The organism is Calorimonas adulescens, from assembly GCF_008274215.1.
Classification (GTDB): Bacteria; Bacillota; Thermoanaerobacteria; order Thermoanaerobacterales; family UBA4877; genus Calorimonas; species Calorimonas adulescens.
Genome location: NZ_VTPS01000001.1, coordinates 17,577 through 41,508, shown reverse-complemented (window position 1 = coordinate 41,508; position 23,932 = coordinate 17,577). Strand labels below are relative to the sequence as shown.

Here is a 23,932-nt window from a genome sequence, read left to right as displayed (position 1 = left end):
TCACGGTGCCTCAAAGGAGGGAGTAATTATTATGATGCGTTCAATGTTTTCAGCCATTTCTGGGTTAAAGGCCCATCAGGCAATGATGGATGTAATTGGCAACAATATTGCCAATGTAAATACCCCTGGGTATAAGACTGCCAGGATAACATTTAAAGATGTGTTCAGTCAGACTTTAAGAGGAGCTACAGGGCCTCAGGAAGGCAGGGGTGGTACCAATCCTCAACAGATAGGACTTGGTGTATCGGTAGCTTCTATTGACAACCTGTTTACCAATGGCAGTTCACAAAGAACTGATAACCCACTCGATCTGTCAATAAGCGGAAATGGATTTTTCGTAGTTGGCGACAACAGTGGCAGATATTTTACCAGGGCTGGAAATTTTGGGCTTGATAGCTCAGGTAATCTTGTAAATTCTTCAGGTTACTTGGTTCTCGGTTGGCAGGCAGATGTGGATGGCAATTATGATACTGCAACAGAACCTGCAGCCTTGAACCTGTTTAATAAATTGACACTGGGGGCCATGCCTACAACCAATATAACGATGGGAGGCAACCTGGATGCAGGAACACCCGATACCTCCCCGGACAATGAAATTTCATATAATGTATCTATATATGATTCATTGGGGAATGAGCACATTTTAACTCTGCATTTTACTCGTACTGGCTCTAATACATGGGATGTCAGTCTGACTACAAATGATAGCTCAATAACCTCTACTTTCCCTGCTGCTGTTACGTTTACATTTGATGCAAATGGTAAGCTTACTGACACTGATACTGTAGCAACAGATGGCATTATGACATTGCCAATAACTGGCATAACTTATAACAATGGTGCTGCAACTCAGGATATAACAATATCATTTCCAATCGATAACTTTACAATGTTTGCTGGAGATACAACAGCCAAAGCTGTAGACAAGGATGGTTATGCAGCAGGCACATTGGAAAGTTTTACAATTGACCAATATGGTAAGGTGGTTGGTACCTATAGCAACGGGGGCAGACAGCTTCTTGGTGTCCTTGCTATTGCGGATTTTGCCAATGAGGGTGGTCTTCAAAAGATTGGCGACAACCTTTTTATAGACACAAATAATTCAGGGAATCCGGAAATTGGCCAGGCCGGAGGTAGAGGACTAGGTGTGATAAATCCAGGCACTCTTGAAATGTCCAACGTTGACCTCTCACAGGAATTTACAAACATGATTATAGCTCAGAGAGGCTTTCAGGCAAACTCACGTATAATAACTGCAGCCGATGAGCTTTTACAGGAATTAGTTAATATGAAGAGATAAACTTTATGCCACAGGGTTTTCCCTGTGGCATATAGAAAAGAGGATTTTTAAAAATGATACATCTTACCAGATTAAATGGAGTGGAATTTGTATTAAACAGTGAATTAATTGAATATATAGAGTCTACTCCTGATACCGTCATAACCTTGACTAACGGACACAAGTATGTTGTCTTAGAGTCAATGAATGAGGTCGTTGATAGGGTTATTAAATATAAATGGGAAATTTTTTCGAACATCAACCTTAGAGACAATTGAGGTGATAAAATGGACATAGCATCCTTTATTGGAATAATATCAGGAGTTGCTTTAATTATTATATCCATTTTATTAAATGGATCCTTAACAACATATATTGATGTGCCATCACTTATGATAACTATTGGTGGTACAATTGCAAGTACATTGATTTCATACCCACTTAGCAAGGTATTGGATTCATTCAAGGTAATGAAGTTTATATTTTTTAATAAACCAGTAAATAACAGTGAAGTAATAAAACAGATCGTTTCCCTTGCAAATACTGCCAGAAGAGAAGGATTGCTGGCATTGGAGGATATAGCAGAAAATTTGGAAGATCCCTATCTTAAAAAGGGAATTTTGTTGGTTGTAGATGGGACAGATCCAGAGTTAATAAGAAATATCATGGAGACAGAACTAGATTTCCTTGAAGATAGGCATAAGCAAAGTCAGGGTGTATTTGAGACGTTTGCTACTTTTGCTCCCGCCTTTGGTATGATAGGTACCCTGATTGGCCTGATAAATATGTTGAAAAACTTGAACGACCCATCAAAGGTTGGCCCTGGTATGGCTGTTGCTTTAATAACTACTTTCTATGGTTCACTAATGGCCTATCTGGTATTTCTGCCTATGGCAAGGAAGCTTTCTTATCTTACAAAACAAGAAACACTGCAAAAAGAGTTGATGCTAGAAGGGATACTTTCCATACAGTCTGGTGAGAACCCAAGGATAATAGAAGAAAAATTAAAAGCATTTTTGTCTCCAAAGGTAAGAGAGTTATATGACAGAGCCACAAGCCAAGCAGGAGAAGGTGAATTAAATGTCACGAAAGGGTAGGCGTTCGAAGAATGATGATGGACCTCAAGACTCAAAGGAATGGATGAACACATACGCCGATCTGATGTCACTTTTATTGACTTTTTTCGTCATGATTTTTTCATTATCGACTATTGACATGAATAAATATCAAGCACTTATTCAGTCTCTTCAAGGATATTTAGGTATTGTAAAGGAGGGACATACCCTTCAAAATACTGCTGCTCAGTTAGAAACTCAAGGAAGTGCTGGATCCAACGTAGCAGCTACAAACACAAATTTTGAGGATATTGCCGATGTATATAATGATATTCAGACATATATAGAGCAAAGCAATTTAAGCAACTCTGTACAGGTTACTATTAATGAGAGAGGAATACTTATAAGATTTGTAGATACTGCTTTGTTCGATACTGGCAAGGCAGATATAAAGCCAGAAGCAAAAGAAATATTAAAAAATGTAGGTGAGATAATAAAGAGAGCTGATAAACCAATAAGGGTGGAGGGCCATACAGATAATGTGCCTATACATAATGAAAAATTTCCCTCAAACTGGGAACTTTCTACAGCAAGAGCTACAAATGTTGTTAAATATTTTATTGAGAACGTGGGGATGGATCCATCAACTCTTTCTGCTGCCGGATATGGTGAATACCATCCTGTTGCTGATAATCAGACAGAAGAGGGGAGAGCAAAGAATAGACGTGTTGATATAATAATAGTAAATGGTTCCAGTAATAAATGATCAATGAAGGGGAGAATATGATGAAAAATCTTGTAAATATTTTGCTTGTGGTATTGATTATAATAGTTTCAGCGATTGCAGCTTATCTTTACTTTTTTGTAATGAATGCGGATTCTTTGCCTTCACATGATACAAAAAACGTGGTATATTATTCACCGGGTGATTCATTTATAACAAATCTGAAAGGCAGCAGAAGGTACATCAAAGTTGATATACAGTTGGAGCTTTCCAATAAGGCGTTGATTTCTGAATTTAATAAACGGAATGCAGAAATGAGGGATGAAATATATTCTACTTTACGAGATTCAACAGTTGAGGAGATTGATGGTGCTGAGGGACAAGATAAGTTGAGAATGAAGTTAGTAGAAAGGCTTAATAAGTTATTTAATACAAGCGACATTATAAATGTATACTTTACTGATTTTGTTGTCCAGTAAAGGTGGTGAGAGAGTATGTCAGATGTGATGAATCAGCAGGAAATTGATGCATTACTAAATGCATTAAACCGTGGGGAACTTGATGTAAATGAAATAAAAAAAGAAGAAGAAAAAGTAGAAATAAAGGTTTATGATTTTAGAAGGCCAAATAAGTTTTCCAAGGAACATTTAAGGACACTGCAGATGATATTTGATGAGTTTTCCAGATCTGCTGCTACTTTTCTCTCAGGTTATTTAAGAACTATGGTGCAGATAGATGTTATTTCTGCCGAACAATTAACCTATTATGAGTTTAATAATTCTATTACAAATTCAATGATACTTGGTATAGTGGATTTTTCACCATTAAATGGTTCTATAATAATAGGGTTTTATAGTAATACTGCTTATAGTTTGATTGACAGAATATTGGGCGGTAGTGGGCAAGGTGACTATAATTCTAAAAATTTTACAGAGATAGAGCTAATATTGATGGAACAGATAATAAGGGAACTGGTAAGTTACCTAAAAGAGCCATGGTCTAATTTTCTTGATTTAAAACCATCACTCCAAAAAATTGAAACCAATACGCAATTTGCTCAAATAGCTGCAGCAAATGAGACTGTTGCTCTGTTTACCATGAATATAAAGATAGGTAAAAATGAAGGGTATATGATTATATGTATCCCTCACATGGTAATTGAACCAATTATACCTAAATTAAGTACACGATTCTGGTACTCCACTCCAAACACGCAGACTGGTAAGCAGGATATGAAAAATATTGAAAAGAGATTAGAATCCACATATGTAACTTTAATCGGTGTCCTTGGGAAAGCTGAATTAAAAATTGCTGATATATTGAACCTATCACCAGGTGATGTGATACAGCTTAATAATAGCGTCACCAGTGGAGTGGATGTGTATGTAGAAAATAAGAAAATGTTTAAGGGTATTCCCGGCAAAAACCGCGGAAAATTAGCTGTGAAGGTCTTAGGGCAATATGAAGGGGGAGAGCATGGTGTCTGATAATATACTTTCTCAGAAAGAAATTGATGCATTGTTACATGGGGTATCAGCTGTAAATAGCCAATCAATGGAGTCCGAGGTGTTAACACCATTTGAGATTGATGTACTGGGCGAGATTGGAAATATAAGCATGGGCACGTCTGCCACAACTCTTTACACTTTATTGAGAAATAAAGTTTCAATAACTACTCCGAGTGTTTCGATAGTGACATGGGAGGAACTAAAGGTCAATTATCCAGTACCCTATGTGGGAATTCTTGTAGAATATACCAAGGGAATTACAGGATTTAACCTTTTAATTCTTGAAGTAAAAGATGTAATGATAATGACAGATCTTATGATGGGAGGGGACGGTACAAATATTAATGGTGAAATAGGTGATTTACAGCTAAGCGCCGTATCTGAGGCGATGAATCAGATGATAGGCTCTGCTGCAACATCTCTAGCAACCATACTCAAAAAGGATATTAATATATCGCCTCCAAAAGCATTTATAGTGGATTTTCCTTCTGATGTACCTGGTGACTTGCCTCTTCACCAGGACAAGCTGGTACAGATATCCTTTGATATGGTTGTTGGCAATCTGATAAACAGCAAAATCATGCAACTAATGCCAATTGATTTTGCAAAGGAGATTGTAAGCAGCCTTACACCAAATACTGATGAGCATACTAAAGACGATGAACCCATTCAGAAAGAAGATGTGAAAAAGACTGGTGCAATCAACGACACAGAAATGAAAAACACGCGAGGGAAGGTTGAGGTAAAACCAGCAATATTTCAGGAACTCAGTGAGACACCTGGCGCTGTTACATCTAATATTGATCTTATTATGGATGTTCCTCTTGATGTGACAGTAGAGTTGGGAAGAACAAGAAAAACTATTAAAGAGATATTGGAGATTGGTACGGGGTCTGTCATTGAATTGGACAAGATAGCCGGAGAACCAGTTGACATACTTGTCAATGGGAAAATAATAGCAAAAGGTGAGGTAGTAGTAATTGACGAGAACTTTGGTGTTAGAATAACAGATATTATAAAGAATGATAAAAATGAATTAATCAATTCTTATAGAAATATGGAGGTATAATATGGGCAAAAATATATTAATCGTTGATGATGCTGCTTTCATGAGGATGATGATCAGAGATATTCTTACTAAAAATGGGTATACGGTTATAGGAGAAGCCGATAATGGTGCTACTGCCTTGGATAAGTACCAGGAATTAAGTCCAGATCTTGTCATTATGGATATTACCATGCCTGAGGTTGACGGTATACAGGCAGTAAGGGAGATAAGGAGAGTAGACCCTAATGCTAAAATAATAATGTGTTCGGCTATGGGACAACAGGCAATGGTTATAGAGGCAATCCAAGCAGGTGCCAGAGACTTTATTGTTAAACCATTTCAGGCCGAGAGGGTAATAGAGGCAGTTAAAAAGATTATAGGATAGATGATTATGGGGATTCAATCATTTTTGTGGTTTTTGTTTGTATTTGCATTAATACTTTTAATGGCATACTACGTAACCAAATATTTTGCTGCTTTTTCAGTATCTACAAACAGGACAAAACATATAAAAGTTATAGACAGGTATATTATTGCCAGAGATAAATATATACTTTTGATAAAAGTGGGTAAATATCTATATCTTATAGGTGTAACCAATAATGATATACGAATCATTTCACAAATTGATTATTTAAATGACAGCGAACATATTGAGGCAGACGATTCCAGTGTTCATACCAATGGACTAGCAGTAAGTAATTTCAGGGAAATTCTGGGAAAATATTTTAAGAACAAAAAAGGGTCTTAAGGTGAAATTAAATGCAGAATACAATACCTCCAAATATAAGTATAAATATAAGCCCAGGCAGTACTTCGGGGTTGGCGCCATCATTATACATTTTGCTTATTTTAACCATAATTACATTATCTCCATCATTACTTATAATGCTTACTTCATTCACAAGAATAATCATTGTACTTTCCTTTACCCGAAGTGCCCTTGGGACGCAGCAGGTTCCATCAAATCAGGTACTAATTGGACTGGCATTGTTTTTAACTCTTTTTGTAATGTCTCCTGTAATAAGTCAAGTAAACAACAATGCGGTTCAACCATATATAAATGGTCAAATAACCGAAGAGCAGGCCTTAGAGCAAGGTATAAAACCCATACGGGAGTTTATGCTAAAGCAGACGAGAACAAGTGATTTAAATTTATTTTTAAGCCTTTCTAAAGAAAATATCCAGGAAGGTGTAGATAACTTACCTCTAAGGATTGTGGTTCCTGCTTTTATATTAAGTGAGATTAAAACAGCTTTTGAGATGGGCTTTCTCATTTATATACCATTTTTAATAATTGATATGGTTGTATCCAGCGTGCTCATGTCGATGGGTATGTTTATGTTGCCACCGGTAATGATATCATTACCTTTTAAGATACTACTATTTATACTCGTAAATGGTTGGGATCTTATTATAAAATCCCTTATTGTCAGTTTTAATTGAGAGGGAGAAATATATATGAGTCAAGAATTTGTAATGGATATAGGGAGACAAGCTTTATATGTTTTCTTAGAATTAAGTGCACCAATACTTATTATAACATTGGCCGTTGGTTTGTTAGTAAGTATAATTCAGGCTACTACGCAGATACAGGAACAGACATTGACGTTTATTCCGAAGATACTTGCTGTTATTTTAATATTGATATTGCTCGGACCGTGGATGCTCAATGTTATTACATCATATACCAATAATCTTCTTTCAAATATTATTCAGTATATAAGATAGGTGCTTAAATGAATGACACTGTTGTTATTACATGGGTTGTGAATTTTCTGTTATTGTTTTCAAGGATTCTTGGGATAACTATCTTGAATCCTATCTTCAGTAGAAGAGAAATACCATATGTTGTGAAGATCGGGTTAAGCTTGTTTTTAACTTTAATACTTAAAAATTTAATACCAGAAATTTCCATTACTGATAATATTGTAGAATTTTCGGTTATCCTGATAAAAGAATTTTTAATAGGACTTATAATTGGCTTTGTGAGCTTTCTTTTTTTCCATGCCATCTATATAGCCGGAGAACTCATCGATATGTCAATGGGATTTGGGATTGTCAATGTATTGGATATACAAAACAATGTTCAGGTACCTATAATGGGCAATTTTCTATATATATTAAGTTTATTAATTTTTATTATGATTAACGGGCATTATTATTTCATAAGTGCCATTTTTGACAGCTATAAATTCATACCAATGGGTGTGCTGGTTGTAAATGATAATTTTTTACAGTTTTTCATTAATGCTTTTATTAAGGTTTTTTCAATAGGCTTTAAGCTAAGTGCACCAGTGGTAATAACAATTTTGCTTGTTGACATTGCCTTAGGTATCTTGTCCAGGACAGTGCCACAGATGAATGTGTTCATGGTAGGTATGCCATTGCGGGTGTTGGTAGGTATAATAACAATGATGATTGCGCTACCCGTATTTATATTTTCATTAAATGCATTGTTTGATGGTAGTTTTGAGGGAATTTATAACATTATTAAGATAATTGGGGGAGCCTCTTGATGTCAAGGATATATAATCTGCAACTTTTTGCTGAGGAAGAAAAGACTGAGCCGGCGTCACCTAAGAAAAGAGAGGATCTACGAAAAAAGGGACATACCTTTAAGAGCAATGATATTGTTATGGGTTTTACATTATTGACAGGATTTGTTCTGTTTCACGTTATGTCGGGGTATATAGCGAATGGGATGTATAATACTCTGCGATTTTTTTTCAATTTGTTAAGTAATCCATCGCAGTATTTAACAATATCAGGAGTAAAGAATATATTTGCATATATATTCATAAAAATTATTAGTCTTACTTTTCCAATGGCTTTAATTATTTCATTTACAGGCATAATGATGAATGTTTTTCAAACTGGGTTTATTTTTTCTACTGAATCTTTGAATTTTACTTTGAATAACATAAATCCATTAAATGGATTTAAACGAATTTTTTCAAAAAGGACAGTTGCTGAATTTGCAAAATCGTTACTAAAAATTATATTGGTAGGTTATGTGATATATTCATATCTGTCAAAGAGTTATAACCACATTTTTAATGTGTTAGACATGGAAATGCCACAGATTCTTTCATTTATCAATAGTTCAATATATAATATAGGTTTGGAAGCAGGCCTAACTTTACTTGTCATAGGAGTCGCTGATTATTTTTATCAAAGATGGGATTTTGAACAGAGTATACGAATGTCAAAACAGGAGGTTAAAGAAGAATTCAAAGAAACTGAAGGTAATCCTCAGACAAAATCACGGATTAGAGAAGCTCAGAGGAGAGTTTCTACGAGACGTATGATGGAGGATGTGAAAAAGGCCCAAGTAGTTGTTACTAACCCTACCCACATAGCTGTTGCGTTAATGTATGATGAATTAAAAAATAATGCCCCTGTGGTTGTTGGTAAAGGGATAAATGACATTGCCTTAAGGATCAAAAAGGTTGCAGAAGAAAACCGTATACCCGTTGTAGAAAATATTGAATTAGCTCATTTACTTTATGACAAGACAGAGATTGGTTCAGAGATTCCTCCAGAATTATATAAGGCGGTTGCAGAGATTTTAGCGTTTGTATATAGTTTAAGAAATAAGTAGGTGATTTGATGAAAATTGGTAACATTGTTGTAAGCATCTTTGCATTGGGCATAGTTATTATGATTATCGTACCAATACCACCATTTTTACTGGACATTTTGCTGGTATTTAATATATCTTTGTCAGTAATTATATTATTGCTATCAATCTATGCACATAATTTTAATGAGTTTTCGGTCTTTCCTTCATTACTATTGCTCACTACCTTATTGCGTCTTGGACTAAATGTATCAACCACAAGACTGATATTACAGACAGGCAATGCAGGCAATGTAATAAGAGCATTTGGGAATTTTGTGGTTGGTGGTAATGTTGTAACAGGCTTGATTATGTTCCTTATAATTTTCTTGATTCAATTTATAGTTATCACCAGAGGAGCTGAGAGAGTCTCAGAAGTGGCCGCAAGATTTACGCTGGATGCAATGCCGGGTAAACAAATGGCAATAGATGCTGATTTAAACACCGGCCTCATTGATGAAGACGAAGCAAAAAAAAGAAGGTTATTAATTCAGCAGGAAGCTGATTTCTATGGGTCAATGGATGGTGCGAGCAAATTTATAAGAGGAGATGCTATTGTTGGTCTTATAATAGTTATCATAGATATTATTGCAGGCCTTATTATTGGAATGGTACAAAAAGGAATGAGCATTGACCAGGCATTTACAACTTATACAATTTTAACTGTTGGAGATGGATTGGTGAGCCAGATACCAGCCCTCCTTATTTCAACTTCTTCAGGAATTCTTGTTACTAAGTCTTCCTCAATCCATGATATGGGAGAAGATATCATTAAACAACTAACTCAGCAGCCTATAGTACTTATGCTTGGCGCAGTTATCATTGCTATACTTGGGTTAATGCCATCTCTTCCTAAAATACCTATGTTTTTAATTAGTAGCATAATCGGATACCTGGGTTATACGATGTATACTTCTGCAAAAGAAGAAAAGTTAGAGGAATCTGTTTCTGTGAAAAAATCTGAAGAAATTAAGAAGCCAGAAAATGTTCTTTCATTGCTACAGGTTGACCCAATTGAGATTGAATTTGGCTATGGTATTATACCATTGGCAGACTCGAGCCAAGGTGGAGATTTGCTTGATAGAATAGTGATGATTAGAAGACAATTAGCTGTAGAACTTGGAATCATCGTGCCGATGATAAGACTCCGAGATAATATCCATTTAAAGTCAAATGAGTATATAATTAAATTAAAAGGAATTGAAGTAGCACGAGGGGAAATAATGTTTGGACGTTATCTGGCCATGAATCCAGGAGGAGAAATAGAGGGTGGAGGCATTGATGGTATCCCTACAAAAGAACCGGCTTTTGGCCTTCCAGCAATTTGGATAGATGAAAACAATAGGGAACGAGCAGAAGCATTAGGATACACGGTGGTAGATCTATCGTCTGTAATTGCAACACATTTGACATCTATATTACGTAAATACGCATATGAAATATTGTCCCGACAGGATGTACAAACATTAATTGACAATATAAAGGAATCAAATAAAGCTCTTGTCGATGAAGTTATACCAAAAGTTATATCGCTTGGTGAGTTGCAAAAAATTTTAAGTAATCTTTTGCGTGAGGGTTTATCAATAAGAGACCTGGCAACTATTTTAGAAGCTATTTCCGATAATATAAATTTGACAAGAGATACTGATATTCTAACTGAATATGTTAGGCAATCTATGGCTCGATATATTACTTCTTTATATACTACAAATAGAAAGATTAATGTCCTAGCGGTTGACCAAGACATTGAGAACAAAATATTAAACTCCATTCAACAGACAGAAAGAGGATTGACTGTTAGTATTGAACCAGAATTTGTTAATAATCTTTTGCGCGCGATATCTAAAGAAATACCCAAGTTCAACGCATATGGTGGACAACCTATTATACTTACTCAGCCAATTGTGCGTTTTGAAATTAAACGGCTCACGGAGCAAGCAATACCGGAACTAGTGGTCTTATCGTATAATGAACTTACTTCAGATGTCCAATTAAACATTATAGGGACTGTGAGGGTGTAAAATGAAAATAAAGAAGTATATTGCTGATGATATGCAAAAAGCATTTATTATGATAAAAGAAGACCTTGGAAAAGACGCTGTTATACTCTCTTCACAGAAGGTAAGAAAAAAAGGGATTGCAGGTTATTTTTCACGCCCAGTTTTTGAGGTGATTGCCGCCGTTGACGAGGAGGCAGGCAAAAAAGAATTCCATGAAGAGTTAAGTATAAAAAAACTGGAGTATAAAATAAATGAACTTCAAAATATGTTGAAAAATAATACTAAACCTGAAGAGTTAGCTATTCAAGAGCATAATTTGATAAAAAAAATAAGGAATGCAGGAGTATCAAATGATATAATAGAATTAATTAAAAATAATATTATTCTCGATGATAGTGAATCATCGATATATAAAGTGGGTGATATGTTTCTTAATATATTGAAAAAGCCAGATTTAATAAAGATTGAGAACAAGCCAACTTCTGTATTATTTGTTGGTCCCACAGGGGTTGGGAAGACCACAACCATTGCCAAACTTGCCTCAAATATGGTGCTTAAAGAAAAACTAAAGGTTGCCTTATTGACGATGGATACATATAGAATTGCTGCAGTGGAACAAATAAAAAAATATGGTGATATACTTGGCATTCCAACAAAGGTAATAAATAATCCCTTAGAAATTACAGCTGCACTTAAAGAATATAAAGATTTTGATCTTGTGCTTATTGACACTGCAGGAAGAAACCATAAGAATGATTATCAACTTGATGAGATAAAGTCACTTTTAAAAATATATCATATATCCAGAGTATATCTTGTATTGAGCCTTACTACTAAGGACGATGACCTAAAGGAAATAGTAGATAGATATAGATTTATAGAAAATTATTCACTTTTATTTACAAAACAGGATGAAACAACAAATATTGGGGGTATAATTAATGTGTGCTATGCTTCAGGAAAAAGTCCTTCATATGTAACAAACGGTCAAAGGGTTCCAGATGACATAACTGTTTTTAATCCAGAACAATATGTAAAAGAGCTGTTAAGGGGATAAACATATATGGATCAAGCAGAATCTCTAAGAAGAATAGTCCAGGGCAATAACGGTATTAAAAAAGCAAAAATTGTAACTGTGACCAGCGGAAAGGGTGGAGTTGGCAAAACGAGTTTTAGTGTTAATCTTGGTATTTGTATGTCTCAAGCAGGTTATAGGGTAATAGTTTTTGATGCGGATATTGGCCTGGCAAATGTTGAGATTGAACTAGGATTTGTCCCAAAGTATACAATAGAAGATATAATAGACCAACGTAAAAATATTCTTGATATATTAACTGATGGACCTGAAAATTTAAAATTTGTCTCAGGGGGTAATGGTGTAGAAAGATTAATAAATTTAACCACAGAACAGTTACAATTTGTAATACAAAATTTATCTCTGCTTGAATATTATGCAGATTATATTATTATAGATACGGGTGCTGGAATCAATAATATAGTCTATGGTTTTAGCTATATAAGTGATATTGTTATTCTTGTTATAACCCCTGAGCCAACTTCTCTTGCTGATGGTTACAGTCTATTAAAGTATATGAAAAGTGATGTATTCGTCTCAAAAAAATTATTTTTAACAATAAATAAAGTAAAGAAGAACACCAATCACAATCAGATAGCAGAAAATTTTATAAATACTGTAAATGAATACTTAAATATGAAAGTTGATTATCTAGGACCAATTTCTTACGATGATAATGTTACCAAAAGTATATATGAGCAGTCTCCAATAATTTTACGTTATCCGCACTCTAATGCATCACGTTGTATTAGAGATATAACTGAAATCTTGTTGAATCAGAAATCAAAAAAGGGTTATGGTTTTAAATCCTTGTTTCAGTTATTAAGAGGCCGGGGGGTTTAGACATGGCAAATAATCTGGAGTTGGGGCAAAATATAGAATTAATTTTTGATGGAAAATCTTACAAAAGTAAAATAGAAAATATCATTGATGATCAAACTTATGTTGTAGGAGTTCCTATCATACATCACTCTTACGTATTTATTCCGTTAAACGAAAGTGTAAAACTAAGATATATTGCGAAAGATTGTATATATCAATTTGACGGTAAAGTTGTTAAAAAATCGGTTGACCCTGTTTATACGATTACTATCGCTCAGATAGGCCCTTTTGAACGAATTCAGCGCAGAGAAAATTTTAGATTAGAGGTTTCCATAAAGGCTAATTTTAAGATAAAAGATGATGAGACTATGTACGAGGGGATAATTAAGGATATAAGTGGTGGGGGTGTTAAATTAGCGACTAATAAAAGATTAAATATCAATGATGAGGTTTTAATTGAATTTACACTTCCAGGTTCAGTGAATTTTAGTTTGAATGGAGTTGTAACCAGAAATGTAAAAAATGGGGCAAATTTTGATGTAGGTATTTCATTCAAGGACATTGACACTAATAGTAGAGAAAAAATAGTTAGTTTTATTTTTGCCGAACAGAGAAAATTGTTAAAGAGAGGTCTTATGGAGTGATGTCTACATCTAAAGTTAAGGTAATGGTGGTTGATGACTCTGCTTTCATGAGGAAATTCGTTTCAGATATTGTAAATTCTTCCGAAGACATGTATGTTATTGATACCGCAGTCAATGGCCTGGAAGCAGTTAGCAAGGTTGTCGATAGACGTCCTGACGTTGTATTGATGGATGTCGAGATGCCTATCATGGATGGATTGACAGCAGTTAAGAAAATAATGGAAGTTAGACCAACACCAATTATTATGTTGAGTGCGCTTACAAAAGAAGGTGCAGAAACTACCCTAAAGGCTCTTGAGCTGGGGGCAATAGATTTTGTTTTGAAACCCTCTAATTTTATTTATTTTAAAACTCAGAATATTGATCAGTTATTGATTGAAAAAATATTGATGGCCAGCAAAACTAATCTATTTAATTTGTCACCTGTTTCCAGAGTTGACCATCTACACAAAGCCACACAAACCATGAACTTAAAAGACAACCTCAAAAATTTAGTTGCCATTGGTGTTTCAACTGGTGGTCCAAAAGCTTTGCAGTACGTCGTACCGCAATTACCGGCAGATCTGCCGTCTGCTGTTTTGATCGTGCAACATATGCCAGCTGGTTTTACTAGATCTCTGGCCAACCGATTGAACGAAATCTCTAATATGCTTGTAAAAGAAGCTGAAGACGGTGAAAATATTAATCCAGGTACGGTTTATATTGCACCAGGAGGCTATCATATGAAAGTCTATGCTAAAGACAGAAAATATTTTATAGGATTGAGCAATGAACCACCTGTCAAAGGTCTGAAACCCTGTTTTGACATACTGCTATCGAGCCTTTCAAAAATTGATCTAAAGATTATAGCTGTAATAATGACGGGGATGGGAAATGACGGTACAAAGGGATTGATAGAGTTGCGTGACAGAGAAGTATATATGATTGCACAAAACGAAAAGACGTCTACAATATATGGAATGCCGAAATCTGCTATAGAAACAGGTCTTATTGATGAAGTGCTTCCATTGGATAGGATAGCTGAAAAAATTGAAAAGATAGCAAGGGGGTTCTAATTATGGATTTAAATCAATATTTAGAAATTTTTGTTGAGGAAAGCAAGGAACATATTGAGGATCTGAATACACTACTGTTAGAAATAGAGAAAAATCCTACAGATAGAGAATTAATAGATAATATCTTTAGGGCAGCCCATACCTTGAAAGGTATGGCAGCAACAATGGGGTTTACAAAAATGGGTGATTTGACTCATAAAATGGAGGACGTGCTTTCTGAGGTTAGAGCTGACAAATTAAAGGTTAGCCCCGATTTGATTGATGTGCTTCTGAAGTGTTCAGATGTACTAGCACTTCTTTTAAATAATATTGAAATCTCAGGTAGCGAGGGTGATGCTGACATCTCATCGTTATTTGACACCCTTGAAAAATATTTGAGTGTCTATAACACTCTGAAAGAAAACAGAGAAGTTTTGACTGAATCAGTTAATACTGAAGTTTTTAATGAATATGATAGAGACATAATGAAAAAGGCCTTTAATGGTGGTTTTAAGTGTTACCACATTGAAGTTTTTATTAGTAAAGATTGTGTGCTAAAATCAGCCAGAGCTTATGTTGTATTCAATATATTGGAAAAAATTGGTGATATATTTAAGTCTATTCCGTCGGTAGAGGATATTGAAGATGAAAAATTCGAAAACCAATTTACGGTTTTTTTAATCTCGAAAGCATCTAAAGAAGATATCTTAGAAAAAATAAATTCTATAGCCGAGATAGAAAAATGCATCGTGGAAGAAATAAATCAAGAAAGTATAAATGCTATTCCGAATTTACAGGATAATTTAAATACTGTAAAGGAAGATGTAGAAGATGGAAATAAGTCAAAAAAAATAGTTGCATCGCGTACAATTAGGGTTGATACAGATAGACTTGACAAACTCATGAATTTGGTTAGTGAATTGATAATAATAAAAACACGGCTTTTAAAGATACAAACATCCATTCAAGATACAGAGTTAAATACAACCATTGAGTATCTCGATAGAATAACCACAAATTTAAATGATGCTGTAATGAAAGTACGTATGGTACCGATAGAACGAGTCTTTAATAGATTTCCACGTATGGTGAGGGATTTGTCAAAAGAACTTAATAAGGAAATAGAGTTAAAGCTTTCAGGAGAGGATACTGAGGTTGATAGAACTGTAATTGATGAAATAAGTGAACCTTTGGTTCATTTGATTAGGAATGCTATTGATCATGGAATTGAAGCGCCAGAGGTAAGAATAAAAAAAGGTAAACCATCAAAAGGTACTGTGTATTTGAGGGCGTTTCATGACGGCAATAATGTAGTTATTGAAGTAGAAGATGATGGCGAGGGAATTAATTTCCAGAATATTAAGAAGAAGGCTATTGAAAAGGGGCTGATTTCCAGTAGTGATGCTGATAACCTAACAGATAACGAAATGATCAACTATCTTTTTATGCCTGGATTTTCAACATCAGAAAAGGTTACTGATATATCTGGCAGAGGTGTAGGACTTGATGTTGTAAAAAACAAGATAGAATCCTTAGGTGGGTTTGTTGATGTAATTTCTAATAGTGGGAAAGGTACAATTTTTAGCATAAAATTGCCTCTTACGTTGGCAATAATACAGGCACTTCTTGTTAATTTAAAAAATGAAATTTATGCAATACCATTAAATTCAATCAAAGAAATTGTCACTATTGAAAGAAATGATATAAAATTTATTCAAAACAAAGAGGTAATGATATTCCGCGGAGAGGTAGTGCAATTAATCAGGCTTGGAGAGCTTTTGGGTGTTCCTGAATATTCTCTTCCTCAAAAAGAATTAACTGTAGTTATTACAAAAAGAGGAGAAAAATACAGTGGCATATTGGTTGATTCTTTAATAGGTCAACAGGAAATAGTAATCAAATCCCTCGGAAAATACCTATCTGGCATAAAGAGCATAGCAGGGGCCACAATACTTGGAGATGGAGATGTGGCGCTTATAATTGATACAAACTTTTTAATCAATTAGGAGGTTTGGAATAATGGACACAAGTGAATATGTTATTTTTTCATTAAATGATCAGGAATTTGGAATTGATATTAGGAACGTCAAGACAATTGAACGTCCGAGTAAAATTACACGTGTTCCCAAAGCACCGGATTATATAAAAGGAGTAATTAATTTAAGAGGTGAAATTATCCCTATAGCTGAAACAAGAAGACTATTGAATTTTTTACCGAAAGATATTGATAGCTCAACAAGAATTATAATTACTGAAATTGGAGAATTCTCTATGGGATTAATTGCAGATAGAGCTTATGAGGTGGAGCGGATATCTATTGCCAACATAGATATCTCTCAAAAATTCTTTGATAACAATAATCCTTATATCAAAGGCGTTGCAAATATAGATGGAAGATTGATAATAATATTGGATCTGGAAAAAATGTTCTCGATTCAATAAGAGAGGTGCCATTACTTGATGGATATAGATAAGATAAACGAGATGGTTCTTGATATTCTTAAAGAAGTGAGCAACATTGGATCTGGCAATGCCATAACATCTCTTGCCAAAATCGTAGGTAAAAGAATAAACATGAATGTGCCACAGGTAAGAATTTTAGAGTTAAATGAGGTTACTGACATACTTGGTTCTGCAGAAACAGAGGTGTGTGGCGTATACTTTGACATTATAGAAGGATTAGATGGCAACATTCTTTTTATATTTCCTATGAATTCCGCCTGCTATCTTGTAGATATGTTGATGAATAGACCTTATAATGGTATCTATCATTTAAATGAAATAGAACTTTCTGCTCTCTCGGAAATTGGTAATATTCTTGCCGGATCATACATAACAGCCCTGTCTACGCTGATTAACATTAAGCTCCTTATTTCACCCCCGGCTATATCAATAGATATGGCTGGTGCTCTCCTGAGTGTGCCAGCAGTATCCTTTGGAGAGGTCAGTGATAAAGTACTTTTTATTCAAACGAGTTTCATAGAAGGCGAAAACAATGTCGATGGATATTTCTTTTTGATCCCGCAAATAGATTCATTGAATAAATTACTAAAAGCATTTGGAGTTGAAATTAATGGAAAGTAAGCTTGTCAGGGTTGGGATGGCAGATATGAAGATTGCATATCCACCGGATAAATTAGTTACTGTAGGGCTGGGTTCATGCGTGGGTGTAATTATATACGATATGAATCATGAGTTTGCCGGAATGGTTCACATTATGCTTCCGAAGAGTAAAGAAAATATGGCTGGACAGAATATTTATAAATTTGCGGATACAGGAATCTATGCACTTTATAACAATTTGATTAAGATTGGTGCCCAAAAAAATAAATTACTTTCCAAGATTGCCGGGGGAGCGCAGATGTTTACATTGAAAAGCAATAACGATGTGCTAAAAATAGGCAGACGGAATGTTGATGCAGTTAAATGCATACTAAACGAACTTAATATACCGATTATATCTGAAGATGTGGGTGGTAATTATGGTCGTACTATTGAGTTTGACATAGAGCATGGAACTTTAAATGTGAAGACAATTGGTTTTGGAGAAAAATCAATATAATGGGATAGTGATAGCTATGGTTAATTCAAGAAATATGAGAGAATTACTTTATATGGGTCTTGAGTCCTATATAAATGGGTCAACACTTAAGTCTATAATATATATGAAGACAATTACTTTTTTTCCCATCCTTCATTATAAAAGAAATTTATTAATGAGGGGTGAATAAATGTGGCAGCAAATGTGCAAAAAAATGTTTCTAATTATAATAATGAGGACTTATCAAATATAATTGATGAAGAATTTATAATAAGTTTTATACCACTTGTAAAAAAGATCGTAAACAAGTTAATAGTATCTGGAATTCCTAGGAATGAGTATGACGATTTGGTAGAACAAGGTATTATGGGGTTAATAAATGCATATCTTAACTACAACCCAGATAAGAGTGTAAAATTTGAGACATATGCAAGTATCAGGATAAGAGGAGAGATATTAGATTATTTGCGGAGTAAAGATTGGATGCCACGTAATTTGAGAAAAAAAATTAAGGATATATCAAAAATAACGGATTTTACAGATATAAGTGGCGAGGATATAGATGCACTTTGTAATAAACTGAATATATCTAAAGAAGATTATTATAAACTACAGACTCAGATAGTGGCATCTAATATATCATCGTTGGACGATATATTAGAAAACAATTTAACTGCAGTAATTTCTGTAGACGACTTGCCTGAAAGAGAAACATTGATAAAAGACGAAAAAAGAATAATCAAAGAATCAATTGATAATTTAAATGAGAGAGAAAAATTAATAATCACTTTATACTATTATGAAGAATTGAGTTTGAAAGAAATATCACATGTTTTGGATGTTTCGGAGTCGAGAGTTTCTCAAATACATTCTAGAGCACTGGCCAAATTAAGGCAGATGTTACAAAACTATTATACAATCTAAGGGTGATCTTATGCCTGAAAATGATAATTTTAATCCGTTAGTTAATGCTTCTATAAAATTTGATATCAATAAAATGAAAGCTCATTTACGGCTTCATATCAATGATAGTGGCAGACCCTTAGAAGCCAGCCTGGTTGAAGAACTTATTAAACAATCAGGGATAGTTTATGGTTTAAAGGAAAACATTATTGATGAGGTGATAAAACATCCTCTATTTGATGAAGATATAGAGATAGCAAAAGGTAAGGAACCGATTAATGGAGAAGATGGCAAAATTCAGTATTTTATCCAACATGATTCTTATATACCAAAGGTCTTACCAAATGGTCATGTAAATTATCAAGATCTTGGTGCAGTCTATAATGTAAAAAAAGGTGAAGTGCTCGCCGTTTTAATTGATCCCAAGCCAGGAGTTGATGGCATAAATGTGTTGGGAAAAGAAATTAAAGCAAAAAATGGACGTAAGGTAAACCCTCCTTTAGGTAAAAATGTAGTTTTAATTGATAATAAAATAGTTGCTGATATCGATGGCCAACCAGTTTTAGTTAATGGTAAAATAAATGTATATCCTGTATTTGAAGTTAAAGGAGATGTCGATTATTCTATAGGTAATATAGATTTTATTGGTTCTGTCCACATCCGAGGAAATGCAAATATGGGATTTACTGTAAAAGCTAAGGGAGATATAATTATAGATGGCATTATGGATTCTTCTACTTTAATAAGTGATGGAAATATAATTGTAAAAAATGGTATACAGGGTGAAGGCAAAGGTTTTGTCAGGTGTACTGGTGATTTAACAACGAAATATATAGAAAATTCTAATATAGAGGTTGGTGGGTCAATATACTGCGAGGCTATACTTTACAGTAAAGTTACCTGTAAAGGTGGTATATATATGAAAGGTAAACGTGGAGTCATAATAAACAGTACGGTCAAAGTCAAAAATGAGATTATAGCCAATAGTATAGGCTCGCCTATGTACACATCAACAGAGATTGAAATAGGTGTTGACCCTGAAAAAAAGACTACATTGATAAACATAAAAAATCAAATTGAGCATTTAACTGGAGAACTAGTGAAACTTAATAAAATAATAAATTATTTTCGACAGACAGAACTTAATAAAATTGATGATCATAGAAAATTATTGTATGAAAAATCGTTGGCGACCAAAAAAAATATTGAGCAACAGCTTATTGAGCTAAATGAAACTTTTCAGAAATTGTCAAGCGAAATGGAGATATCCGAGAGGGCAAGCATTAAAATTAACAATATTTTGTATCCTGGTGTTAAGGTTACCATAGGAGATAGCACAGTGTACATACATCAGGAATATCGTCATGTAATTTTAAGAGAAAAAGACAGACAAATTGTTTTTTTGCCAATCTAAGGGGGTGGGTTGGATGCCCGTAGAAAATCTAAATCTGCAGATTATCATACCCAAACTTAGTGAAATGGAAGGTTATAAAAACACACTGCATAATATTAATCAGAACACACGAGATATTGAAATGTTTCTGGATATTAATAATATAAACAATCTTTATAAAAAAGTATACTCTACAAGTAATTCTGCTAAAAATAATATGTTAGTTATCACTGATAATAATGGCCATAGTGAACAAGAAAAAAGGAAATACAAATATAACAGTACAGGTAGATCCGAAGCAGAGAAAGTGGATAATGTTGCTGTTTTGGAATCAGGTCACTACATCAATATAAAAATATGATGCAATTTATTTATGAGTACAGTGCACCTTTTTTAAATAAATTGTTGATAACTTTTAATCTTTATGATATATTAGATGAGGTAAAATTATTACACACGGCTTTAAGCTTCAAAGGTTGCCAATACTGGTTTTATGAAGCGATGAAAAGCCGGAGGCTAAAACCAAAAAGAGGAGGATATAAATGTCAGTTATTTCAATGAAACAGTTGCTTGAAGCAGGCGTCCATTTTGGCCATCAAACGAGGAGATGGAACCCTAAAATGGGAGAATATATATATACCGAGCGTAACGGTATATATATAATTGATTTACAAAAGACCGTGAAAAAAATTGAAGAGGCGTATGCTTTTGTAAGAGATGTTTCAGCCAATAACGGTACAGTACTATTTGTGGGCACAAAAAAGCAAGCTCAAGAATCCATCAAAGAAGAGGCTGAAAGGTGTAATATGTTCTACGTTAATGAGCGTTGGTTGGGCGGGATGCTAACTAATTTTAAAACAATCAGGTCAAGAGTTTCCAGGTTGGTAGAACTTGAAAAGATGGAAAAAGAAGGGCATTTTCAGCTATTACCAAAAAAAGAAGTAACAAAACTTCTTAAAGAGAAAGAAAAATTGCAAAAATATCTTGGTGGCATAAAAGAAATGGATAGGTTACCAAGTGCTATCTTTGTTGTGGATTCCAGAAAAGAAAAAATAGCAGTAAAAGAGGCACGCAGTTTAGGAATACCTATAGTAGGTATCGTTGATACTAATTGTGATCCTGATGAAATAGATTATCCTATACCAGGTAATGATGATGCAATAAGAGCTGTCAAACTAATTGCATCAAAAATTGCCGATGCTGTACTTGAAGGAAAACAGGGTGTTCAAATGGAAGTGGCCGAATAATTTTCTCAAAGAAGGTAAGGGTTTCTGCTCTTACCTTTAAAAATGAAACAGGAGGGTATGAAATATGACTATTACACCGGATATGGTAAAAGAACTTCGTGAAAGAACAGGTTCAGGGATAATGGATTGTAAAAAAGCATTGCAAGATGCGAATGGAAACATCGAGGAAGCAATAGTTTTACTGAGGGAGCGAGGACTAGCTGCAGCATCCAAAAAGTCAGGGCGGACTGCTTCTGAGGGTATTGTAGAATCTTACATACATGGTGAAGGAAGAATTGGTGTCTTAATTGAGGTGAATTGTGAAACAGATTTTGTTGCAAGGAATAGTGAATTTAGAAATTTTGTTCATGAACTTGCAATGCAGATTGCTGCTGCTAATCCACAATATGTAAGAAGAGAGGATATTCCAGAAAGCGTGATTCAAAGAGAAAGGGAAATCATTAGAGCTCAAGTTATGAATGAAGGTAAGCCTGCTAATATTGCTGATAAAATAATTGAAGGCCGGTTAGAAAAATATTATAAAGAGAATTGCCTTATGGAGCAAAGTTATATTAGAAATCCAGATATTACTATAGAGGATTTTCTTAAAGAGAAAATAGCCAAGCTGGGTGAAAATATTATAATAAGAAGATTTACCAGATATGAAGTTGGAGAAGGTCTTGACAGTGAGGAATAAAAGGGAACACTTGGTGTTCTCTTTTTTAAAAGCAAAATAATAGGAGGATTTTTAAATGGATTTGATATATAATAGAATCATATTAAAGATATCGGGAGAGGCACTTGCAGGAAAGAAAGGATTTGGAATAGATTTTGATGTGGTAAATATTATATGTGATCAAATCAAAGAAGTTAAAGAAATGGGGGTGGAAATGGGGGTAGTAGTAGGCGGTGGCAATATTTGGCGAGGCCGAAACGGTATAAGCATGGATAGAACTACAGCTGATCATATGGGTATGCTGGCGACTGTAATCAACGCATTGGCTTTACAAGATGCTTTGGAAAGTAGGGGCGTTCCAACGCGGGTGCAGACAGCGATAGAAATGAGGCAAATTGCAGAACCTTATATCAGACGGAGAGCTATACGTCACCTTGAAAAAGGGAGGATTGTGATTTTTGCTGCTGGGACTGGTAATCCATTTTTCTCCACTGACACTACTGCTGCATTAAGAGCTGCAGAAATTGATGCAGAGGCTATACTCCTTGCAAAGCGTGTGGATGGCATATATGATTCAGATCCACTTATTAATCGAAATGCTAAAAGATTTGACAGTTTATCCTATATTGATATTTTGAATATGAACTTAAGTGTTATGGATTCAACTGCAACATCATTATGCATGGATAATAAAATTCCAATTATTGTATTTGACTTAACACAACCAGGTGTGAATAATATAAAGCGAATTTTGATGGGAGAAAATATAGGTACTATAGTAAAGGAGTGATGAAAAGTGGTTAATGAGTTAACTAAGAGAGCTGAAGAGAAAATGAAAGCAGTGGTTAGCAACTTAAAAAACGAATTATTGACGATCAGAGCTGGTAAAGCAAGCGCAGGGGTATTGGAACGTATAAAAGTAGAATATTATGGCACCAAGCTTCCTGTTAATCAGGTGGCAAATGTATCAGTACCGGAACCAAAAGTTTTATTAATACAACCATGGGATGTGTCTATCACATCAGAAATAGAAAAGGCGATCAGAAATTCTGATCTTGGCATTAATCCTGTCAATGATGGTAAAAATGTTCGATTGGTTTTTCCTGATTTAACCGAAGAACGTCGAAAAGAATTAGTAAAAACAGTAAAAAAAATAGGAGAAGAAAAAAAGGTTGCTATAAGAAATATACGGCGTGACTATATAGATGAAATCAAAAAATTAGAAAAATCCGGAGAAATTTCAGAGGATGATAAGTATGACCTTGAAGAGCAAATACAAAAATTAACTGATAATTATATTGATGAGATTAACAATCTAATTAGCTTAAAGGAAAAGGATATAATGGAAATATAAGCATTATGGGGTGATTTGTTGAAAACTG

General features: G+C 34.4%; 29 protein-coding genes. All 29 read left to right on the top strand.

Translation table 11 applies throughout. The annotated features are described in order from the left end of the window. Window positions 1–31 precede the first annotated feature (31 nt). Window positions 32–1,300 carry a flagellar hook protein FlgE gene (locus FWJ32_RS00225; RefSeq protein WP_149543968.1) on the top strand — a complete coding sequence of 423 codons (1,269 nt, stop codon included), beginning with the start codon at window positions 32–34 and terminating at the stop codon, window positions 1,298–1,300. A gap of 53 nt (window positions 1,301–1,353) precedes the next feature. Continuing rightward, a complete protein-coding gene (locus FWJ32_RS00220) occupies window positions 1,354–1,557 on the top strand; it encodes a flagellar FlbD family protein (protein WP_149543967.1) in 204 nt (67 codons plus the stop codon). Between the two features lie 9 nt (window positions 1,558–1,566). Beyond that, window positions 1,567–2,376 carry a flagellar motor protein gene (locus FWJ32_RS00215; protein WP_149543966.1) on the top strand — a complete coding sequence of 270 codons (810 nt, stop codon included), beginning with the start codon at window positions 1,567–1,569 and terminating at the stop codon, window positions 2,374–2,376. Further along, window positions 2,360–3,100: an OmpA/MotB family protein gene (locus FWJ32_RS00210; RefSeq protein ID WP_149543965.1), complete on the top strand. Its 741-nt coding sequence runs from the start codon at window positions 2,360–2,362 to the stop codon at window positions 3,098–3,100. The genes FWJ32_RS00215 and FWJ32_RS00210 overlap by 17 nt, the downstream gene beginning before the upstream one ends. 20 nt (window positions 3,101–3,120) lie before the next feature. Then, entirely contained in the window at window positions 3,121–3,537 is a 417-nt protein-coding gene (locus FWJ32_RS00205; protein WP_162523443.1) for a flagellar basal body-associated FliL family protein, read from the top strand. A gap of 15 nt (window positions 3,538–3,552) precedes the next feature. Then, window positions 3,553–4,545, top strand: coding sequence for a flagellar motor switch protein FliM (gene fliM / locus FWJ32_RS00200; RefSeq protein WP_149543963.1), 993 nt, complete (start codon window positions 3,553–3,555; stop codon window positions 4,543–4,545). Beyond that, window positions 4,538–5,635, top strand: a complete 1,098-nt coding sequence (gene fliY / locus FWJ32_RS00195; protein ID WP_238988746.1) for a flagellar motor switch phosphatase FliY — start codon at window positions 4,538–4,540, stop codon at window positions 5,633–5,635. Before fliM ends, fliY begins: the two co-directional genes overlap by 8 nt. A 1-nt stretch (window position 5,636) precedes the next feature. Further along, on the top strand, window positions 5,637–5,999 hold the full coding sequence (locus FWJ32_RS00190) for a response regulator (protein WP_149543961.1): 363 nt from the start codon (window positions 5,637–5,639) through the stop codon (window positions 5,997–5,999). A 6-nt stretch (window positions 6,000–6,005) separates the two neighbouring features. Continuing rightward, entirely contained in the window at window positions 6,006–6,365 is a 360-nt protein-coding gene (locus FWJ32_RS00185) for a flagellar biosynthetic protein FliO (RefSeq protein WP_203227523.1), read from the top strand. A gap of 11 nt (window positions 6,366–6,376) precedes the next feature. Continuing rightward, window positions 6,377–7,060, top strand: coding sequence for a flagellar type III secretion system pore protein FliP (gene fliP / locus FWJ32_RS00180; RefSeq protein WP_149543959.1), 684 nt, complete (start codon window positions 6,377–6,379; stop codon window positions 7,058–7,060). Window positions 7,061–7,075: 15 nt separating this feature from the next. Next, the gene (fliQ, locus tag FWJ32_RS00175; protein ID WP_149543958.1) at window positions 7,076–7,345 is read left to right on the top strand and encodes a flagellar biosynthesis protein FliQ; all 270 of its coding nucleotides are present in this window, start codon (window positions 7,076–7,078) and stop codon (window positions 7,343–7,345) included. Between the two features lie 8 nt (window positions 7,346–7,353). Then, entirely contained in the window at window positions 7,354–8,133 is a 780-nt protein-coding gene (fliR, locus tag FWJ32_RS00170) for a flagellar biosynthetic protein FliR (RefSeq protein ID WP_149543957.1), read from the top strand. Then, window positions 8,133–9,218 carry a flagellar biosynthesis protein FlhB gene (gene flhB, locus FWJ32_RS00165; protein WP_149543956.1) on the top strand — a complete coding sequence of 362 codons (1,086 nt, stop codon included), beginning with the start codon at window positions 8,133–8,135 and terminating at the stop codon, window positions 9,216–9,218. Before fliR ends, flhB begins: the two co-directional genes overlap by 1 nt. A gap of 8 nt (window positions 9,219–9,226) precedes the next feature. Continuing rightward, entirely contained in the window at window positions 9,227–11,257 is a 2,031-nt protein-coding gene (gene flhA, locus FWJ32_RS00160; RefSeq protein WP_149543955.1) for a flagellar biosynthesis protein FlhA, read from the top strand. Window position 11,258: 1 nt separating this feature from the next. Continuing rightward, window positions 11,259–12,293: a flagellar biosynthesis protein FlhF gene (locus tag FWJ32_RS00155; RefSeq protein WP_149543954.1), complete on the top strand. Its 1,035-nt coding sequence runs from the start codon at window positions 11,259–11,261 to the stop codon at window positions 12,291–12,293. 6 nt (window positions 12,294–12,299) lie between these two features. Continuing rightward, a complete protein-coding gene (locus FWJ32_RS00150) occupies window positions 12,300–13,154 on the top strand; it encodes a nucleotide-binding protein (protein WP_149543953.1) in 855 nt (284 codons plus the stop codon). 2 nt (window positions 13,155–13,156) lie between these two features. Continuing rightward, window positions 13,157–13,777, top strand: a complete 621-nt coding sequence (locus FWJ32_RS00145; RefSeq protein WP_149543952.1) for a flagellar brake protein — start codon at window positions 13,157–13,159, stop codon at window positions 13,775–13,777. Beyond that, on the top strand, window positions 13,777–14,832 hold the full coding sequence (locus FWJ32_RS00140; RefSeq protein ID WP_149543951.1) for a protein-glutamate methylesterase/protein-glutamine glutaminase: 1,056 nt from the start codon (window positions 13,777–13,779) through the stop codon (window positions 14,830–14,832). Before FWJ32_RS00145 ends, FWJ32_RS00140 begins: the two co-directional genes overlap by 1 nt. A gap of 2 nt (window positions 14,833–14,834) precedes the next feature. Continuing rightward, window positions 14,835–16,817 carry a chemotaxis protein CheA gene (locus FWJ32_RS00135; RefSeq protein ID WP_149543950.1) on the top strand — a complete coding sequence of 661 codons (1,983 nt, stop codon included), beginning with the start codon at window positions 14,835–14,837 and terminating at the stop codon, window positions 16,815–16,817. A 13-nt stretch (window positions 16,818–16,830) separates the two neighbouring features. Then, window positions 16,831–17,253 (top strand): chemotaxis protein CheW, encoded by a 423-nt coding sequence (locus FWJ32_RS00130; RefSeq protein WP_149543949.1) that lies wholly within the window; start codon window positions 16,831–16,833, stop codon window positions 17,251–17,253. A gap of 18 nt (window positions 17,254–17,271) precedes the next feature. Continuing rightward, window positions 17,272–17,895, top strand: coding sequence for a chemotaxis protein CheC (locus FWJ32_RS00125; RefSeq protein WP_149544247.1), 624 nt, complete (start codon window positions 17,272–17,274; stop codon window positions 17,893–17,895). After that, entirely contained in the window at window positions 17,885–18,373 is a 489-nt protein-coding gene (locus FWJ32_RS00120; RefSeq protein ID WP_149543948.1) for a chemotaxis protein CheD, read from the top strand. Before FWJ32_RS00125 ends, FWJ32_RS00120 begins: the two co-directional genes overlap by 11 nt. A gap of 171 nt (window positions 18,374–18,544) precedes the next feature. Further along, window positions 18,545–19,276 carry a sigma-70 family RNA polymerase sigma factor gene (locus FWJ32_RS00115; protein WP_162523441.1) on the top strand — a complete coding sequence of 244 codons (732 nt, stop codon included), beginning with the start codon at window positions 18,545–18,547 and terminating at the stop codon, window positions 19,274–19,276. Window positions 19,277–19,286: 10 nt separating this feature from the next. Further along, on the top strand, window positions 19,287–20,669 hold the full coding sequence (locus FWJ32_RS00110) for a DUF342 domain-containing protein (RefSeq protein WP_149543946.1): 1,383 nt from the start codon (window positions 19,287–19,289) through the stop codon (window positions 20,667–20,669). Between the two features lie 13 nt (window positions 20,670–20,682). Then, window positions 20,683–21,009 carry a hypothetical protein gene (locus tag FWJ32_RS00105; protein WP_149543945.1) on the top strand — a complete coding sequence of 109 codons (327 nt, stop codon included), beginning with the start codon at window positions 20,683–20,685 and terminating at the stop codon, window positions 21,007–21,009. Window positions 21,010–21,190: 181 nt separating this feature from the next. Further along, window positions 21,191–21,895: a 30S ribosomal protein S2 gene (gene rpsB / locus FWJ32_RS00100; protein WP_149543944.1), complete on the top strand. Its 705-nt coding sequence runs from the start codon at window positions 21,191–21,193 to the stop codon at window positions 21,893–21,895. Between the two features lie 64 nt (window positions 21,896–21,959). After that, on the top strand, window positions 21,960–22,571 hold the full coding sequence (tsf, locus tag FWJ32_RS00095) for a translation elongation factor Ts (RefSeq protein ID WP_149543943.1): 612 nt from the start codon (window positions 21,960–21,962) through the stop codon (window positions 22,569–22,571). Between the two features lie 55 nt (window positions 22,572–22,626). Beyond that, the gene (gene pyrH / locus FWJ32_RS00090) at window positions 22,627–23,340 is read left to right on the top strand and encodes a UMP kinase (protein ID WP_149543942.1); all 714 of its coding nucleotides are present in this window, start codon (window positions 22,627–22,629) and stop codon (window positions 23,338–23,340) included. A gap of 42 nt (window positions 23,341–23,382) precedes the next feature. Beyond that, window positions 23,383–23,904: a ribosome recycling factor gene (gene frr, locus FWJ32_RS00085; RefSeq protein ID WP_238988754.1), complete on the top strand. Its 522-nt coding sequence runs from the start codon at window positions 23,383–23,385 to the stop codon at window positions 23,902–23,904. Window positions 23,905–23,932 lie beyond the last annotated feature (28 nt).

Excerpts from the sequence above, each read along its gene's own strand:
- FWJ32_RS00225 (WP_149543968.1), top strand. The coding sequence starts at position 32 with ATGATGCGTTCAATGTTTTCAGCCATTTCTGGGTTAAAGGCCCATCAG.
- FWJ32_RS00220 (WP_149543967.1), top strand. The coding sequence starts at position 1,354 with ATGATACATCTTACCAGATTAAATGGAGTGGAATTTGTATTAAACAGT.
- FWJ32_RS00215 (WP_149543966.1), top strand. The coding sequence starts at position 1,567 with ATGGACATAGCATCCTTTATTGGAATAATATCAGGAGTTGCTTTAATT.
- FWJ32_RS00210 (WP_149543965.1), top strand. The coding sequence starts at position 2,360 with ATGTCACGAAAGGGTAGGCGTTCGAAGAATGATGATGGACCTCAAGAC.
- FWJ32_RS00205 (WP_162523443.1), top strand. The coding sequence starts at position 3,121 with ATGAAAAATCTTGTAAATATTTTGCTTGTGGTATTGATTATAATAGTT.
- fliM (WP_149543963.1), top strand. The coding sequence starts at position 3,553 with ATGTCAGATGTGATGAATCAGCAGGAAATTGATGCATTACTAAATGCA.
- FWJ32_RS00190 (WP_149543961.1), top strand. The coding sequence starts at position 5,637 with ATGGGCAAAAATATATTAATCGTTGATGATGCTGCTTTCATGAGGATG.
- FWJ32_RS00185 (WP_203227523.1), top strand. The coding sequence starts at position 6,006 with ATGGGGATTCAATCATTTTTGTGGTTTTTGTTTGTATTTGCATTAATA.
- fliP (WP_149543959.1), top strand. The coding sequence starts at position 6,377 with ATGCAGAATACAATACCTCCAAATATAAGTATAAATATAAGCCCAGGC.
- fliQ (WP_149543958.1), top strand. The coding sequence starts at position 7,076 with ATGAGTCAAGAATTTGTAATGGATATAGGGAGACAAGCTTTATATGTT.
- fliR (WP_149543957.1), top strand. The coding sequence starts at position 7,354 with ATGAATGACACTGTTGTTATTACATGGGTTGTGAATTTTCTGTTATTG.
- flhB (WP_149543956.1), top strand. The coding sequence starts at position 8,133 with ATGTCAAGGATATATAATCTGCAACTTTTTGCTGAGGAAGAAAAGACT.
- flhA (WP_149543955.1), top strand. The coding sequence starts at position 9,227 with ATGAAAATTGGTAACATTGTTGTAAGCATCTTTGCATTGGGCATAGTT.
- FWJ32_RS00155 (WP_149543954.1), top strand. The coding sequence starts at position 11,259 with ATGAAAATAAAGAAGTATATTGCTGATGATATGCAAAAAGCATTTATT.
- FWJ32_RS00150 (WP_149543953.1), top strand. The coding sequence starts at position 12,300 with ATGGATCAAGCAGAATCTCTAAGAAGAATAGTCCAGGGCAATAACGGT.
- FWJ32_RS00145 (WP_149543952.1), top strand. The coding sequence starts at position 13,157 with ATGGCAAATAATCTGGAGTTGGGGCAAAATATAGAATTAATTTTTGAT.
- FWJ32_RS00140 (WP_149543951.1), top strand. The coding sequence starts at position 13,777 with ATGTCTACATCTAAAGTTAAGGTAATGGTGGTTGATGACTCTGCTTTC.
- FWJ32_RS00135 (WP_149543950.1), top strand. The coding sequence starts at position 14,835 with ATGGATTTAAATCAATATTTAGAAATTTTTGTTGAGGAAAGCAAGGAA.
- FWJ32_RS00130 (WP_149543949.1), top strand. The coding sequence starts at position 16,831 with ATGGACACAAGTGAATATGTTATTTTTTCATTAAATGATCAGGAATTT.
- FWJ32_RS00125 (WP_149544247.1), top strand. The coding sequence starts at position 17,272 with ATGGATATAGATAAGATAAACGAGATGGTTCTTGATATTCTTAAAGAA.
- FWJ32_RS00120 (WP_149543948.1), top strand. The coding sequence starts at position 17,885 with ATGGAAAGTAAGCTTGTCAGGGTTGGGATGGCAGATATGAAGATTGCA.
- FWJ32_RS00110 (WP_149543946.1), top strand. The coding sequence starts at position 19,287 with ATGCCTGAAAATGATAATTTTAATCCGTTAGTTAATGCTTCTATAAAA.
- FWJ32_RS00105 (WP_149543945.1), top strand. The coding sequence starts at position 20,683 with ATGCCCGTAGAAAATCTAAATCTGCAGATTATCATACCCAAACTTAGT.
- rpsB (WP_149543944.1), top strand. The coding sequence starts at position 21,191 with ATGTCAGTTATTTCAATGAAACAGTTGCTTGAAGCAGGCGTCCATTTT.
- tsf (WP_149543943.1), top strand. The coding sequence starts at position 21,960 with ATGACTATTACACCGGATATGGTAAAAGAACTTCGTGAAAGAACAGGT.
- pyrH (WP_149543942.1), top strand. The coding sequence starts at position 22,627 with ATGGATTTGATATATAATAGAATCATATTAAAGATATCGGGAGAGGCA.
- frr (WP_238988754.1), top strand. The coding sequence starts at position 23,383 with ATGAAAGCAGTGGTTAGCAACTTAAAAAACGAATTATTGACGATCAGA.